The following is a 15,293-nucleotide window of genomic DNA, read 5'->3' as shown; positions in this document are numbered from 1 at the left end:
GCTTACAATGAAACTTCACCCTACGGCGGTTCATTTTCTGGAGGATACCATCATAAGACGATTCTTCACGCTAAAGCGATCCCGTCTGGAAGACGGGGGGTTTGGACCAATGAGTGGATACTAAACCGAGCCATTCACTTGCAGCTGACGATCAAATCAAAAAAGCTTTAGGGTCTTCTGGGCCGGCAGCTCTCTAGAGTATAAAGTCGTCTGCCGTATAGATGCCCGCAGAAACTTCAGACCCGTCTAATATCTGAACTGCGAAATCGACTTTTCCATCATCGTCCGTAAGAGCAAAAATCCAGGTCGTAGACCCTTCATTTTGCAGCCACAAAGAACCCGCTCCGTGTGATACCGCTTGCTCGAAAGATGCTTCACCCAAAAAAATGAATTCTTCAGCCTCCATCGTTGACGACACAGCATCAATTTGCGAAAGATCGAATATGTCGCCTCTATCTTTCCCAGCTCCATCGAAACCGTACACTAGATCAGACTTATCAAAGCTGGAGTCGGAAGTAGCAAGAAACTGGAAAGCATCGTTGCCCAAGCCGCCTCTGATTAAATCAACGTCAGCGCCACCGACGAGAATATCGTTGCCCAGCCCACCGATTAGGATGTCGTTCCCTGAGCCACCATTCAGGTAGTCAAAACCATCGCCTCCTCGGAGAAAATCCGTTCCTTCATTTCCAAACAATTCATCATTCTGAGTCCCACCCTCCAAAATATCATCTCCAGCGGCTCCAAATAGAATATCCACTCCCGACCCGCCGAAAATGCGATCTTCACCGGCTCCCCCAAACAGCATATCGTTGCCGTCTTCTCCAAAAATTTTGTCATTCCCAGCTTCGCCATAAATCGCATCGGAATTACGTCCGCCAAAAATGAAGTCATCACCAATACCGCCTCGGATAAAGTCATCACCGCCGCCGCCGCCGATTAAATCGTCACCTTCGTCGCCGAACGTTTTGTCGTCTCCTGAGCCTCCCCAAATTCTATCATTACCTAATCCACCGTAAATAAGGTCCGATCCAGCATTGCCAAGAATGATGTCTGAACCGTTACCTCCGAAGACTATGTCGTTGCCCCCTCCTGCATAAACTTGATCATCTCCGCTACCTCCATTTAAGGTATCATCACCAAAACCACCGTACATTAAGTCGTTGCCATCTCCACCAAACACTTCATCATTTCCAACTCCAGAAAATATCCTGTCATGACCTTCGCCGCCGCGAATAAGGTCACTTCCTCCACCTCCCTTAAGTAAATCCTCTCCTTTTCCACCCCAGAGTGAATCTGCACCATTCCCACCGGAAATATTATCACTTCCGTTACTTCCAAATGCTTGATCGTCGCCGTCTCCCAAAATTATAAAGTCATCACCAAAACCACCATTTACAATGTCATCACCTGAATACCCTCTCAACGTATCATTGCCGCCGCCGCCATAAATCAGGTCATTCCCCGTCGCGCCAGCGACGAAATCATCTCCGCTTCCTGCGAATATTGTGTCATCACCTTGACCTCCGTTAATTATGTCCGATCCCGCAAAGCCGTGTATCTTGTCGTTTCCGCCAAGCCCGGCAAGGACGTCACCGGCTTCTGCGCCCTCAATTAAATCGTCACCATCGAGAAGCCAAAACGGCATTGTAAAATCAGGGTCTACGCTCTTGATTTCAAGTATGCCTACGACATTCTCTGAGATCGATACGTTTGAATTTTCCCAAATTGCTCGCCCAGAATTTATAATTGAGTTCTGACTAATTGAAATTTCACTTGAAAATTCAGCGATATTTCCGACCCTTATGGCATCACGCATGATGTTACTTAGATGATTGTTTTCGACAGATATGTTATTGAAGACGCCCATTCCACTGTCGTCTACATGTCGATAAATTAGCACTCCAAACTCAGACGTATTTGATATGACGTTATCTACTATTTTTATACTGTGTAAGTTTGGATTGTCCGGATCTATCCTTGACTCGCGGGCTAGAACGATACCATTTGTTGCGTTATAGACCTCATTACCTTCAACTATAACATTCGAAATTGTGCGGCTTCCGGCATCGATATAAATTCCGTGCTTTTCAACATTGTGTATCAAATTTTCTGAAATACGGCCATTTGTAGCTCCAGCCTTAACGTCAATCCCGTACTGTTCAGTATTATGAACATGGTTTTTTTCGATCACAAATCCGTCTACACCTGCTCCCAATGTAATAGCTTCATTTTGCCCATTTGGAGTGTTTGTGTTGGTTACCTCATTATTCCTTATCATGACGTCGCGTAGATAAAAGGCGCCTACGTCCGCGAGTCCATTCATGTTTACGCCATTGACGTGAATCCCTGAATTAGCGGTCGTATTAATGTAATTATTTTCAATTACTATCGAGTTTTCAATGTTCTGAGAACCTTCAACATACACCCCAAAATTTGCGGCATTCTTTAGGTGAAATCCGGATATAGTTATGTAACTTTCGCCCGAAATCTCAATTAGTGCTCTATCATCAAAACCAGCACCGTTGATCACTACATCCCGGTTTCCGGAAAGCGATGTAATTGTAATCGGTGCTCCGGTTGCACCAGATTTAGATATATCGAAAGGTTGATAAATACCCGCTTCAATTTTAATTGTGTCTCCCGAATTTGCATAACTAATAGCGGTCTCAATATCCGAGAATATCAAATCAAAACCAGCAGCAGCCATCCCATTTTTTGAAACAAGTATATTTTTCACTCACATTACCCTTTTGCACTTTCCTGCATTTGGGATTTTGCTATCAGTGAGTTTTGGGTGACTTAGGTTGAGTTTTTGTCTTCAAGATGGCCATTGTTTAAACTTGTAAAGAGGTGATCGCAGCCTTTCAGGCCACTTGTTTTGAATAGATCGACTGATTTGTCTGACGTCGGCGCCTATGGGGCCAAATAGGGTCATTTGCTAAAAGAGTGTTTGTTGCTCATCGTAGCCACCAAGGAGTGGACGATGAGAAAGACAACAAAGAGCCCTGGCGAGAAGATCGTAAAAGACATCAAGCGCGCCACGCGCAAGCATTATTCCAGCGAAGAGAAGATCCGCATCGTTTTGGACGGCTTGCGTGGCGAGGATAGCATTGCCGAGCTGTGTCGCCGTGAGGGGATATCGCAGGGCATCTATTACAAATGGTCGAAGGACTTCATGGAAGCCGGTAAGAAGCGGCTGGCCGGCGATACGGCGCGTGCAGCAAACACCGACGAGGTGAAGGAGCTGCGCCAGGAGGCAAAGGATCTCAAGGAGGCGGTCGCAGAGCAGACGCTGGAACTACGTCTTCTCAAAAAAGGCATGACCGGGGATGGGGGCGACCACGAATGAGATATGCCGCATCTGAGAAACTTGAGATTATCCGGCTGATCGAAGAAAGCCATCTGTCGGCTCGTCTGACGCTGGCCAAGCTCGGCATTCCACGCACCACGTTTTATCGCTGGTATGATCGATATCTCCAGCGCTGTGAGGCTGGATTGCAGGATCAATCACCGAGGCCAAAGCACGTTTGGAACGTAACCGCTCCATTGCTACCGCAGCCTACGCTGCTTGACTGTTCGTCACTGATGCCTGTGGCGCCCAGTTCCACGGCAGCAATTCATCCAGCCTGTTGATCTTGTGATCGTGGATGCGGTCGAGAATGTCGGCGAGATAGGCTTGCGGATCGAGATCGTTGAGCTTGGCGGTTTCGATGATCGTCATGGCACGTGCCAGAGTTTCCGCGCCGGTATCGGCCCCAGCAAAAAGCCAATTCTTGCGTCCTATTGCCAGTTTCCGTTTATTCTGCCCATGTCGGGTCAGTTTATCGCGTGCAGTATAGGTGGCACGCATATTTTGGTGCCAATGTAAAAGTCTATAGGTCCTATCGGCGCGGCGATGGGACGTATGTGGGGATTGAACGAGATCCGGGCGTTGCTGTCATGGCTCCGGCCTGGGTTCTGGATGCTACAGTTTGCGGGCTGATGACATTGGGATCACCGGAGGTGTCGGTGGCCGGATTGCTGGATTTGTCCTCAATTCTGACATTGCAAGGTTTTCGGCGAAGCTTTGATGAGAGCGACTCATCGAAGGAAGCCGAACATGACCACCCTCAGAACAACCAATCTGGCGCAACTGCCTCTTCCATTTCATCCGCCAGTGACTGCCCCGATGAACGAGCAGGAGCGAGAGATGCTGAGGCAGGCTCTTGCACAATTGCTTCTGGAAGCGGCCAGCCTGACACAGGAGGGATCAAATGATGGGTAACAATGACCTCACACCTATCGCAATATTGCCGCCTGCGTTGTTGCAGCGCCGGGCTATAGTCTATGTCCGGCAATCGACACAAAGCCAGGTCATGACCAATCTTGAGAGCCAACGGCGGCAATACGACCTGGTGTCTTCTGCACGCCAGTACGGTTTCCAAGCGGTAGATGTCATCGACGATGATCTCGGGATATCCGCGAGTGGAAGCGCTGTCCGACCGGGATTCGAACGTTTGGTTGCGGCTCTCTGTTCTGGCGAAGTTGGTGCAGTGTTTTGCTTAGAAGTCTCTCGATTGGCCCGCAACGGACGGGACTGGCACCATGTTCTTGAGATCTGTGGCATGGTTGAGGCACGCGTTGTGGATCACGATGGCGTTTATGATCCTCGCCTCCCGAACGACCGACTTCTGTTAGGCATGAAGGGCAGCATCAGCGAGTTTGAACTGGGGATACTGCGAACGCGGATGCTGGACGCTGCCCGTGCGAAGGCCAGGCGTGGCGAACTGCGCTACACCCCACCGATTGGCTATCTTTGGGACCGAGATGCCGGGATCATGTTTGATCCAGACGTGCGGATTCAGGAGGTGATACGCGGGATATTCACTCGTTTTGAAGAACTTGGCAGCGCCAGACAGGTCCTGTTGTCGATGGCTGATCAGGGTATCCATTTTCCACGGCCATCGGACGGTATCCGGCTGACATCTTTTGAGTGGCAGCCAATCCGGTATCGCAATGTCATCAGCATTCTCAAAAATACGTTCTACGCAGGCGTTTATGCTTATGGTAAAACTGGGAAGAAGACGGAGATCAGGGACGGCCGCGCCCATGTCAGCTACAAAAATCACAAATCGCCCGAGGATTGGGAGGTGGTTCTCCACGACCACCACGCTGCCTATATCGAGTTGGGGGCGTATGAACGCAATCAGGCGCAACTCGCGCGCAATGCGTTTGGCAAGGCCGGTGGGACAAAGTCGGCCCGCGGTGGTCGAGCTTTGCTCGCCGGGCTCATGTCCTGTGCCAAATGTGGGAGACGGCTGCACGTTGTCTATGCGGGCCGAACACACCGTCCTGTCTATCGGTGTGACAATCCCAACCTGCTTTTGGGCCAAAAGCGGTGCTTCACATTCGGTGGTGCGCGCGCAGAGACCCTCATTGTTAGCGCCGTTTTGCAAGCCGTTGCCCCGCTGGCCATTGAGGCAGCGCTACAGGCGCAAATCTACATGAGCAATGCAGAGGAAGATCGACGCCAGCTGTTGGAGCTGGAACTGAAGCAAGCGGAATATGACGCCACGCTTGCAGAACGTCGATATGCGGCGTGTGACCCGGAGAACCGCCTGATAGCCGCGACGCTGGAGAAACGCTGGGAGGAAGCTCTCTCGCGGGTCCAAGCCTTCAAGGAACGCATGGCGAGCTCTCCAGACGCGCACGAGACCTTTGATCCAAGCGCATTGAACGGATTGGCGCAGGATCTAAAAGCCGCATGGGAGGCACCTACGGTGAGCATGCGTGCTCGCCAGCAACTGCTCCGGACCTTGATCGAGGACATCGTCGCCGATGTGGATGACACAAGCCGTGAGATTGTGCTGGTCGTCCACTGGAAAGGCGGGCGACACACGGAATTGCGGGTCAAAAAACCAAAGACTGGCGAGCATGGTGCAAAAACCAGCGAGGAGGCCTTAGCGATCATCCGCGAGATGGCAGGGCGATGGTCAGATGGATCCATTGCGGCCTCGCTGAACCGCATGGGCATCCGCACCGGTCAGGACAAAACATGGAATGCAAAGCGCGTGTCCTCCATAAGGCGCGTGAACAACATCCGCGGCTACCTCTCCGCTGACAAGGATAGCCCGTGGCGCACCATGTCTGAGGCCGCAAAAGAGCTCGGTGTGACCAATCACGTGATCCGACGGCTGATCAAGGACGCAATTCTGCCTGCAAAACAGGTTGTCGATGGCGCGCCTTACCAAATCAGGACCGAAGACCTACAATCTGGTCAGGTAATACAAGCACTACGCCGCAAAAAGCGCCCGTGTCGCAGACAAAGCGACCAGCAGCTTTCAATGTTTACAAGCACTTAAAAAGGGGGTGCATAATGACCAACCATTCGCGATGGGGCGGATGGTGCGCTCGACGGCGTTGCTGCCCATCTCGATCCGGCCATCAGTCAGGAACAGGCTGAAGGCCGCCTGCCGCGCGAGGCCGTAGCGGAAAGCTTTCGCCAGATCGCTTTTGCCCGGGATGCGCAGTAGCTGCTGTTCAGACCAGGCAAAGAAAGCCTCAACCTTGGGCAGGCTCAGCTTTTGACGTGCCGCATAGCGGACGTCGGCGGGTTGACCGTTGATGTCGCGCTCGATGTCGTAGAGTTTGCCGATCCGGTCGAGTGCCTCGCGGGCGATCTCGGATTTGGTCGAGAACCAGAAGTCGTGGAAGTCACGGCGTAGGTGCGCCCAACAGGCTGCTTCGCGCAAACGGGATATACCATCAAGATCAGGCGCGTAGAGTTTGGCATATCCCTTGTGGCCGTCCGCTTGCAGAATGCCGCGGACGTTGGCCAGATGGCCGAGAACGTGCTCTTCCTTCCAATTTGGTGCAAACCGATAGACAGAACCCGGTGGAGACGACCCCGCCCAAGGGCGCTGATCACGCACATAGGCCCAGATCCGGCCTTGTTTGACCCCTTTGCCAAGCCCTTTGTCGCGCTTTGAACGATCCAGCACCCGGATCGGCGTGTCATCCGCGTGAAGTAGATCGCTGCCCATGATGTCCGCCTCGATCAGTTCGATCAGCAGCGACAGTGTTTTCATGGCGCGCCCACACCAACCGACAAGCGTGCTTTCAGGAATGTTGGCACCCATGCGGGCAAATATCTCATGCTGACGATAGAGGGGAAGGTGATCGTCGAACTTCGACGCCAACACATGCGCCAGCAGGTTCGGACCCACCATGCTGCCTGGAAACGGACGGCTGGGTGCGGGCTCCTGCACCATCTTTTCGCAACGACGGCAGGATTTCTTGATGCGTGCGATCTGGATCACCTTCATCTGCGCCGCGATCATGTCCAGCAACTCGCTGACATCCTCGCCCACCACCCGCAGATCGCCGCCACAGTCGGGGCAGCAGGTGCCAGGATCGAGTTCGTGACGTTCGCGCAGGGTTGTATCCGGGACACGCGGCCGTCGACGAAGCACGGGCGCCTTGCCAGCCTCTTGCGACGGCTCATCCTGCCCTTCGTCTATAGGCACCTCATCGTCCTCGGCTATCGCAACCAGCAGGTCTTCGAGCGCCAGTTCCAGCTGTTCGATCTTCTCTGAGGATTTGCCAAAAGCCAGTTTCTGGAGTTTGGCGATCCGCAGCCGAAGGGCCTGAACCAGTTGATCGTGGACCCGCAAGGTCGCTGTGATCTTGGCGTTCTCTGCCTGCAATTCCGCGATCATCGCCTTCAAAACAGCGGGATCATCAGGAAGGTTTTCGATAGGTTTCGACATGCGCCTGATTACCAAAAAGAAGGCCGAAGCACCATATAAATAAAGCATATGCAGACCAAAAATCATCCCACACGCGCAGGCCGAGATCCCCAATCCGGACGCCGCCAGTCGATCCCCTCCCAGAGCATCGCGAGCTGCGCAGACGTCATCCGCACAGCCCCTTATTGGGCGCTTGGCCACGTTCCAGCACCTTGTAATAGAGACAAAAGCCTTGGCCATCCCAATACAGCAGCTTGATCCGATCACCACGCCGCCCCCGGAACGCAAACACGGCACCACTGGCAGGCTTTTGCCGCAGCACATCCTGGGTCAGAGCGGACAGACCCGCGATGCCCTTCCTCATATCCGTAGCGCCACAAGCCAGATAAACCCGAACCCTAGTTTCCGGACCGATCACGCCGCGTCTGCCGCTTGGATCAATCGTGTCAGCGCGGCCTCATGAATGGAACTATCGAACCGCAGACAGCGACCGCCCTGCAAGCGAAGCTCAAGTGGCACAGCGGGAGCCGGCTTCGGCTCAGGTGGTACTTCTGCAACTTGGAAATCAATCGGCAGAAAAACCGCACCCGCGCCCGGTGCCCACAGACCCTTTTTCTTCAACTCATGCCGCCATCTGTAAATCTGCTGCCGGGTCACATCGCACCTATGCGCAACTTGCGTCACCGTTGCCCCATGAATCCCGACAGACGAAACGATCGAGAGCTTATCCTCATCACTCTAACGTCGCCGCCGCTCAACACCAAGAACCTCGCCCCGCATGAAACCCTCCGCATAAGACACGTCACTAACGACGTCGCTATGCACGTGTCTTAAATCATCGCGCGGAAATCAGGCAGGCGGTGCCAATCGGGCGGTTACGTTGTATCGATGGAAGATTTGCAGTGGACATCTCGGAACGCGGCGATAATCCCAGGGTTACGCTCGTTGGCGACGATGGCACGGATGATGCGCACGCCAATCGCGTTCATGATGTCAGAGACACCATGGTGCAATTACAGTTTCATCTCGATCAGGGCCTTCTGCAAATGTTGGATATGTGCGGTCGCGTATTCGGTAAGCCGTTCGCGCTGGCACATGTAGGCACGCGATAGCCCATAAGAATACAGCTAACAGAGCCAGTTTGTATCGCTGATATCGGTTTTGCGGTTCGTCATGGCATATCCTCCGCTCAAGGCGAAGGGCGTGGGCCATGCAAGTTCGTCATCTTTCTAACCGGGATCGCTGCAACGGCAGCGTCACCACTCTTAAGTGCGCATCAGCCCATGTGCTAAGTTTTTTAACGGGGTCCAGCCCACCACTAAGCCATCGGCATCTGCCCTTGAGGCTCAGCATAGCACAGACTGTCCATACCGTGCATAAGCGGACCCCAATCCGGAGCTTTTTTGGAATTTCCCTCCTCCTTTAGAAAACAGTGTTCGCGTCGAAGCTGATCAAACTTTTTGGCGAGGCCTAAAGCCTCTTTCGATACCACGTCCGTATCTCGAGGCGTCGTCACCCATTTGTTCAGCCTCGACATGCCAATACCAAGATCAATAGTCACTTACTTACGCGTTGGTCGGTTGATCAGCGTAATACGCAGTGCTTCCTAGCGTAATTCGCTTTTCCGTTTCAGTCCGATAGTCTTTTTCTTTTGGTGCGGGAAATGCTTGCAAAAGGGCGGCCTCAAACCGTGACAGGTACAAACAGGTCAATCGGAAGCTTCATTTTTTGACCCGTTTAACTCGAGCTTAAGTAAAATCTGAAATACTTAGTCAAGAGTAATGAAATAGGTTTGGTCAACGGGATCGAAACTTTTCCAGCATCTCCGAATTCGAAACAATGAAGAGAAACCACATTTAATGACCGCAGGAAACACATTGCACCCGAAAGATTCAAATCGGGTTTGGAGACAGGACTTCTCCCGAGAAGTGAACCAAGCAAACAGTCTTTTGGAGTATACAGATTTTAGCAAGCTGTATGAGAAGCTTCGCAAGAAAACACCTCCAGACAAACCAATTCTCGTATTATTTGCTGACGCAGATAACTTAAAACAGGTGAATGACACTTTTGGTCATGAGTTAGGTGATGCGCTAATTGCGGAAATTGCAACTATTCTAAACGATAATTTGCCTTCTGGTTCAATAATTTGCCGAAAGGGCGGAGATGAATTTATTGCGTGTACGGCGGTCAAAAACTTCGAGACCGCTGAAAGAGTAGCTGCAGGTATCACTTGTATGCTCAATAATCGCCGATTCCTACTCAGCCATGAAGTACTATTAAGCTGTTCCGTAGGAGCAAGTATTTCGGTCAATTATGAATGTAGTTTACATACCCAATTAAAAAATGCGGATACAGCTATGTACTTGGCCAAAAGTAGCGGTAAAGGGCAATTAAGAGTATTCGACGAGCACGCGTGTTCTAAGCTTCTGATGGTGCAAGAGTTAGCGAAAGTTTTCTTTTCTGATTTAAAGACAAAACGGCTAAGCTTTTGCTTTCAACCTATTTACCGAATGTCTAATCGTCAGATAGTTGGTGCTGAAGCCTTGATACGATGGCACCACGAAAAGTATGGGATGATCTGTCCAGAGATTATTGTCGAAATCGCTGGTAAGTCAGGGCGGATGCGTGAATTGGGCGATTTTATTTTATCAGAGGCTTGTAGCGCCGCAATTCACTGGCCTTTGGATACCTTTGTAAGTGTAAATTTCTCCCCCTCCGATTTCCTACGTGCTGATTTCGCTGACTTCGTTTTGAGTGAACTGAGGGCTGTAGGGCTTGACGCAAGCAGGCTAAGAATCGAGATTACCGAATCGGAAAAGATGCTACTTACAGATGATGTCTTTTCGAACTTGAGTAAGCTTAGACAAAATGGCGTCAGCGTAGGTATTGACGATTTTGGTACAGGAAACTCGACAATGGCCAACATTGACAAAGTACCGGTTGATTTTGTCAAAATCGACAAATCTCTGGTTAGTGATTGCCACCAAAGGAAAAGCAGTAAGATTTTCATAAATGCTATAAGCAAGGTTTCAAGGCATCTAAAGTTAGAAGTGATCGCGGAAGGCGTTGAAACTGTTCAAGAATATGCAATTCTTCGGGGTTTAGGAGTAATATTTGCACAAGGGTTTTACTTTCATCGACCTATCTCTCCCGAACGCATGTTAAACCTCTTTTCTGTACCGATAACAGACTTTTTATGGACCAAGGATAACCTCTACCAGCCTGACTTGAGCGATTGAAGTTTCAATTAGCGTAATTTGATGGTGACTGCACGCCTTCGGATTTAAGGTTTCCACAACGTTCGCCCAAATAGCGGGAACAATCTGAAGCTCAACAACTTGCTGTAGTGACGGCGCCTAAAGCCAAGGTGGTGTAGTGTTTACTTTTGGTTAACAGGAATCGTTTAATCATACTTAACTCGTGTAACCATGTTTACCTTTTTTGACCGGTAGGTTTTGGAAGTTATCCAGATCTCGTGCGCCAGCGTATGCTGGGCGTGAAATTCTGGCAATTCTGTACTTTCTTTGAGGGAGTAAAAGTATGACCAAGGAAGAATTCATTAGCCGTCTTAATTTGGCAATTCTGATGGCGGAAAGCAACGGGTTAAGCGAAACCCGCCTAGCTCTGATAGATATTCGATCCCAAGTCATGGGCTTATCTAGTGAGTATCTTTTGCATCACTCAAACCCATCAACAGCATCTTTAAGACTTTGTTAAATTTTCTGCGATGAACTGAATCCTGTTCAAAACACCTTGGGAAGGGTGCGTGCCAGCGATACAAGGAAGCTTAGGGATGGAAAATGACAATGAATGGGTTCTGGAAGTTTTGTCGGACCTTAAAGTTTACGCGGAAGAAAATGATTTACCCATGCTTGCGGAGTTTTTCTGTGTAGCTGAAAGTGTTGCACTAAAAGAAATCTCGCTCAAAGCTGGAACCTCAAAAAATAGTGTTGCTCAAGGACGAAGCAGTCTGCCTTAGTGACAATGTAAAGCTGCTAACAACCTAAAGTATTTCCGTCTTTAGGTGGGATTGCCTGCGTCTCCTCTGCTTTTGCCATAAGGAGTGAACGGGCTCGTACGACATCTACGGATATGCGCTCGCGGCGCAGACGGGTTAGTCGCAGGGGAGCAGCTCAATCCCAATAATCTGTTCTTCGCTGAAACGTAAGCGGTGTTTTGACCCGACCTTCCCCTTGAGTTTTTGATCTGCGATTCCAGCCCTTGTATTTTTGCGAGGGAGTTTCTCCATGGAGATATCCGATGAGTTTCTCACGGATGGCGAAGAGGATCGTCGTAGGTGTCCGCGTTGGCCGCGCGATCTGAAGGCGCGGATCGTGGCTGAGACATTGGTTGATGGCGCGACGGTCAATGGGGTTGCAAGGCGTTATGGCTTCCGCCAATCACAAATCTATGCCCGCCAAGGCGTCGAGATCGAACGGTCTACTTTGGCCTCATGGGTCGGTAATGCAGCGCATGAACTGGTGCCGGTCTACGACGCGCTGCTCAGGCATCTGAAGACATCCACCAAACTGTTCATGAACGAGACACCAGCGCCTGTTCTTGATCCTGGCAGGGGCAAGGTGAAGAAAGGGTATTTCTGGGCACTGGCCCGTGATGATCGGGCGTGGACGGGGCCAGAACCGCCAGGTGTTGCTTTTACCTATGCACCGGGACGATCCGGCAAATACGCATCCCAAATATTGCACGGCTTTAGTGGCATACTGCAGGTGGACGGCTATGCCGGATACAACCGCGTGCTGGATCCACGGGACAATGAACCAATCCAACTGGCCTACTGCTGGGCGCACGCGCGACGGAAGCTCTATGAGCTGACCGAGAACAATGTCGCGCCCATTGCTGAGGAGGGTCTCAGGCAGATTGCGGCGCTTTATCGGATAGAGAGCAAAGCCCGCGGGCTGACAGCCGAAGAACGCCAGGCCATCCGGCAAGACCGATCCGCACCGAAGATTGCAGCGTTCAAAGAATGGCTCGATAGCTCACGTTCGCAGGTCTCTGCCAAATCCCCAACGGGTGAAGCCCTGAAGTATATCGCCAAATACTGGGACGGCTTGATCTTGTTCCTGACTGATGGCCGGATCGAGATGGGCAGCAACGCCGTCGAGCGCACCATCCGCCCCATCGCGAATGGTTGGTCATTATGCACCCCCTTTTTAAGTGCTTGTAAACATTGAAAGCTGCTGGTCGCTTTGTCTGCGACACGGGCGCTTTTTGCGGCGTAGTGCTTGTATTACCTGACCAGATTGTAGGTCTTCGGTCCTGATTTGGTAAGGCGCGCCATCGACAACCTGTTTTGCAGGCAGAATTGCGTCCTTGATCAGCCGTCGGATCACGTGATTGGTCACACCGAGCTCTTTTGCGGCCTCAGACATGGTGCGCCACGGGCTATCCTTGTCAGCGGAGAGGTAGCCGCGGATGTTGTTCACGCGCCTTATGGAGGACACGCGCTTTGCATTCCATGTTTTGTCCTGACCGGTGCGGATGCCCATGCGGTTCAGCGAGGCCGCAATGGATCCATCTGACCATCGCCCTGCCATCTCGCGGATGATCGCTAAGGCCTCCTCGCTGGTTTTTGCACCATGCTCGCCAGTCTTTGGTTTTTTGACCCGCAATTCCGTGTGTCGCCCGCCTTTCCAGTGGACGACCAGCACAATCTCACGGCTTGTGTCATCCACATCGGCGACGATGTCCTCGATCAAGGTCCGGAGCAGTTGCTGGCGAGCACGCATGCTCACCGTAGGTGCCTCCCATGCGGCTTTTAGATCCTGCGCCAATCCGTTCAATGCGCTTGGATCAAAGGTCTCGTGCGCGTCTGGAGAGCTCGCCATGCGTTCCTTGAAGGCTTGGACCCGCGAGAGAGCTTCCTCCCAGCGTTTCTCCAGCGTCGCGGCTATCAGGCGGTTCTCCGGGTCACACGCCGCATATCGACGTTCTGCAAGCGTGGCGTCATATTCCGCTTGCTTCAGTTCCAGCTCCAACAGCTGGCGTCGATCTTCCTCTGCATTGCTCATGTAGATTTGCGCCTGTAGCGCTGCCTCAATGGCCAGCGGGGCAACGGCTTGCAAAACGGCGCTAACAATGAGGGTCTCTGCGCGCGCACCACCGAATGTGAAGCACCGCTTTTGGCCCAAAAGCAGGTTGGGATTGTCACACCGATAGACAGGACGGTGTGTTCGGCCCGCATAGACAACGTGCAGCCGTCTCCCACATTTGGCACAGGACATGAGCCCGGCGAGCAAAGCTCGACCACCGCGGGCCGACTTTGTCCCACCGGCCTTGCCAAACGCATTGCGCGCGAGTTGCGCCTGATTGCGTTCATACGCCCCCAACTCGATATAGGCAGCGTGGTGGTCGTGGAGAACCACCTCCCAATCCTCGGGCGATTTGTGATTTTTGTAGCTGACATGGGCGCGGCCGTCCCTGATCTCCGTCTTCTTCCCAGTTTTACCATAAGCATAAACGCCTGCGTAGAACGTATTTTTGAGAATGCTGATGACATTGCGATACCGGATTGGCTGCCACTCAAAAGATGTCAGCCGGATACCGTCCGATGGCCGTGGAAAATGGATACCCTGATCAGCCATCGACAACAGGACCTGTCTGGCGCTGCCAAGTTCTTCAAAACGAGTGAATATCCCGCGTATCACCTCCTGAATCCGCACGTCTGGATCAAACATGATCCCGGCATCTCGGTCCCAAAGATAGCCAATCGGTGGGGTGTAGCGCAGTTCGCCACGCCTGGCCTTCGCACGGGCAGCGTCCAGCATCCGCGTTCGCAGTATCCCCAGTTCAAACTCGCTGATGCTGCCCTTCATGCCTAACAGAAGTCGGTCGTTCGGGAGGCGAGGATCATAAACGCCATCGTGATCCACAACGCGTGCCTCAACCATGCCACAGATCTCAAGAACATGGTGCCAGTCCCGTCCGTTGCGGGCCAATCGAGAGACTTCTAAGCAAAACACTGCACCAACTTCGCCAGAACAGAGAGCCGCAACCAAACGTTCGAATCCCGGTCGGACAGCGCTTCCACTCGCGGATATCCCGAGATCATCGTCGATGACATCTACCGCTTGGAAACCGTACTGGCGTGCAGAAGACACCAGGTCGTATTGCCGCCGTTGGCTCTCAAGATTGGTCATGACCTGGCTTTGTGTCGATTGCCGGACATAGACTATAGCCCGGCGCTGCAACAACGCAGGCGGCAATATTGCGATAGGTGTGAGGTCATTGTTACCCATCATTTGATCCCTCCTGTGTCAGGCTGGCCGCTTCCAGAAGCAATTGTGCAAGAGCCTGCCTCAGCATCTCTCGCTCCTGCTCGTTCATCGGGGCAGTCACTGGCGGATGAAATGGAAGAGGCAGTTGCGCCAGATTGGTTGTTCTGAGGGTGGTCATGTTCGGCTTCCTTCGATGAGTCGCTCTCATCAAAGCTTCGCCGAAAACCTTGCAATGTCAGAATTGAGGACAAATCCAGCAATCCGGCCACCGACACCTCCGGTGATCCCAATGTCATCAGCCCGCAAACTGTAGCATCCAGAACCCAGGCCG

General features: G+C 52.0%; 9 protein-coding genes and 6 pseudogenes. 7 read left to right on the top strand and 8 right to left on the bottom strand.

Annotated elements, in window-relative coordinates; translation table 11 throughout:
* Window positions 1–193: 193 nt before the first annotated feature.
* The gene (locus RLO149_RS22955) at window positions 194–2,737 is read right to left on the bottom strand and encodes a calcium-binding protein (RefSeq protein ID WP_148264394.1); all 2,544 of its coding nucleotides are present in this window, start codon (window positions 2,735–2,737) and stop codon (window positions 194–196) included.
* Between the two features lie 246 nt (window positions 2,738–2,983).
* Here RLO149_RS22955 and RLO149_RS17665 point away from each other — a divergent pair.
* Window positions 2,984–3,534, top strand: a pseudogene (locus tag RLO149_RS17665) (helix-turn-helix domain-containing protein); the annotation flags it as partial.
* A 25-nt stretch (window positions 3,535–3,559) separates the two neighbouring features.
* Here RLO149_RS17665 and RLO149_RS17660 read toward each other — a convergent pair.
* Window positions 3,560–3,796: pseudogene (locus RLO149_RS17660) on the bottom strand (transposase domain-containing protein); the annotation flags it as partial.
* Window positions 3,797–4,099: 303 nt separating this feature from the next.
* Here RLO149_RS17660 and RLO149_RS23830 point away from each other — a divergent pair.
* Entirely contained in the window at window positions 4,100–4,264 is a 165-nt protein-coding gene (locus RLO149_RS23830) for a hypothetical protein (protein ID WP_158308131.1), read from the top strand.
* Complete coding sequence (locus RLO149_RS17655; RefSeq protein WP_013963133.1) at window positions 4,254–6,341, top strand: recombinase family protein; 2,088 nt, start codon at window positions 4,254–4,256, stop codon at window positions 6,339–6,341. The genes RLO149_RS23830 and RLO149_RS17655 overlap by 11 nt, the downstream gene beginning before the upstream one ends.
* Window positions 6,342–6,362: 21 nt before the next feature.
* Here RLO149_RS17655 and tnpC (RLO149_RS17650) read toward each other — a convergent pair.
* From tnpC (RLO149_RS17650) to RLO149_RS24180, 4 genes and pseudogenes are all read right to left on the bottom strand, one after another.
* Window positions 6,363–7,748: pseudogene (tnpC, locus tag RLO149_RS17650) on the bottom strand (IS66 family transposase); the annotation flags it as partial.
* Between the two features lie 145 nt (window positions 7,749–7,893).
* Entirely contained in the window at window positions 7,894–8,091 is a 198-nt protein-coding gene (tnpB, locus tag RLO149_RS17645; protein WP_425357852.1) for an IS66 family insertion sequence element accessory protein TnpB, read from the bottom strand.
* Window positions 8,092–8,141: 50 nt separating this feature from the next.
* A pseudogene (locus RLO149_RS24525) lies at window positions 8,142–8,453 on the bottom strand (transposase); the annotation flags it as partial.
* 688 nt (window positions 8,454–9,141) lie between these two features.
* A pseudogene (locus RLO149_RS24180) lies at window positions 9,142–9,327 on the bottom strand (IS3 family transposase); the annotation flags it as partial.
* 259 nt (window positions 9,328–9,586) lie between these two features.
* Here RLO149_RS24180 and RLO149_RS17625 point away from each other — a divergent pair.
* From RLO149_RS17625 to tnpC (RLO149_RS17615), 4 genes and pseudogenes are all read left to right on the top strand, one after another.
* The gene (locus RLO149_RS17625; RefSeq protein WP_013963453.1) at window positions 9,587–10,966 is read left to right on the top strand and encodes a putative bifunctional diguanylate cyclase/phosphodiesterase; all 1,380 of its coding nucleotides are present in this window, start codon (window positions 9,587–9,589) and stop codon (window positions 10,964–10,966) included.
* Between the two features lie 301 nt (window positions 10,967–11,267).
* Window positions 11,268–11,444, top strand: coding sequence for a hypothetical protein (locus tag RLO149_RS24035; protein WP_217517509.1), 177 nt, complete (start codon window positions 11,268–11,270; stop codon window positions 11,442–11,444).
* Window positions 11,445–11,520: 76 nt separating this feature from the next.
* Window positions 11,521–11,706 (top strand): hypothetical protein, encoded by a 186-nt coding sequence (locus RLO149_RS17620; RefSeq protein ID WP_013963452.1) that lies wholly within the window; start codon window positions 11,521–11,523, stop codon window positions 11,704–11,706.
* Between the two features lie 268 nt (window positions 11,707–11,974).
* Window positions 11,975–12,913, top strand: a pseudogene (tnpC, locus tag RLO149_RS17615) (IS66 family transposase); the annotation flags it as partial.
* On the opposite strand, the gene RLO149_RS17610 reads toward tnpC (RLO149_RS17615), so the two are convergent.
* Both RLO149_RS17610 and RLO149_RS23825 read right to left on the bottom strand, forming a co-directional pair.
* Window positions 12,899–14,986, bottom strand: a complete 2,088-nt coding sequence (locus tag RLO149_RS17610) for a recombinase family protein (RefSeq protein WP_013963133.1) — start codon at window positions 14,984–14,986, stop codon at window positions 12,899–12,901. The pseudogene tnpC (RLO149_RS17615) and the gene RLO149_RS17610 overlap by 15 nt on opposite strands.
* On the bottom strand, window positions 14,976–15,140 hold the full coding sequence (locus RLO149_RS23825; protein ID WP_158308131.1) for a hypothetical protein: 165 nt from the start codon (window positions 15,138–15,140) through the stop codon (window positions 14,976–14,978). The genes RLO149_RS17610 and RLO149_RS23825 overlap by 11 nt, the downstream gene beginning before the upstream one ends.
* Between the last annotated feature and the right edge of the window lie 153 nt (window positions 15,141–15,293).

This window comes from Roseobacter litoralis Och 149 (assembly GCF_000154785.2).
GTDB classification, from domain to species: Bacteria; Pseudomonadota; Alphaproteobacteria; order Rhodobacterales; family Rhodobacteraceae; genus Roseobacter; species Roseobacter litoralis.
The sequence above is the reverse complement of the archived record's forward strand: the minus strand, read 5'-3'. Positions and strand labels throughout refer to the sequence as shown.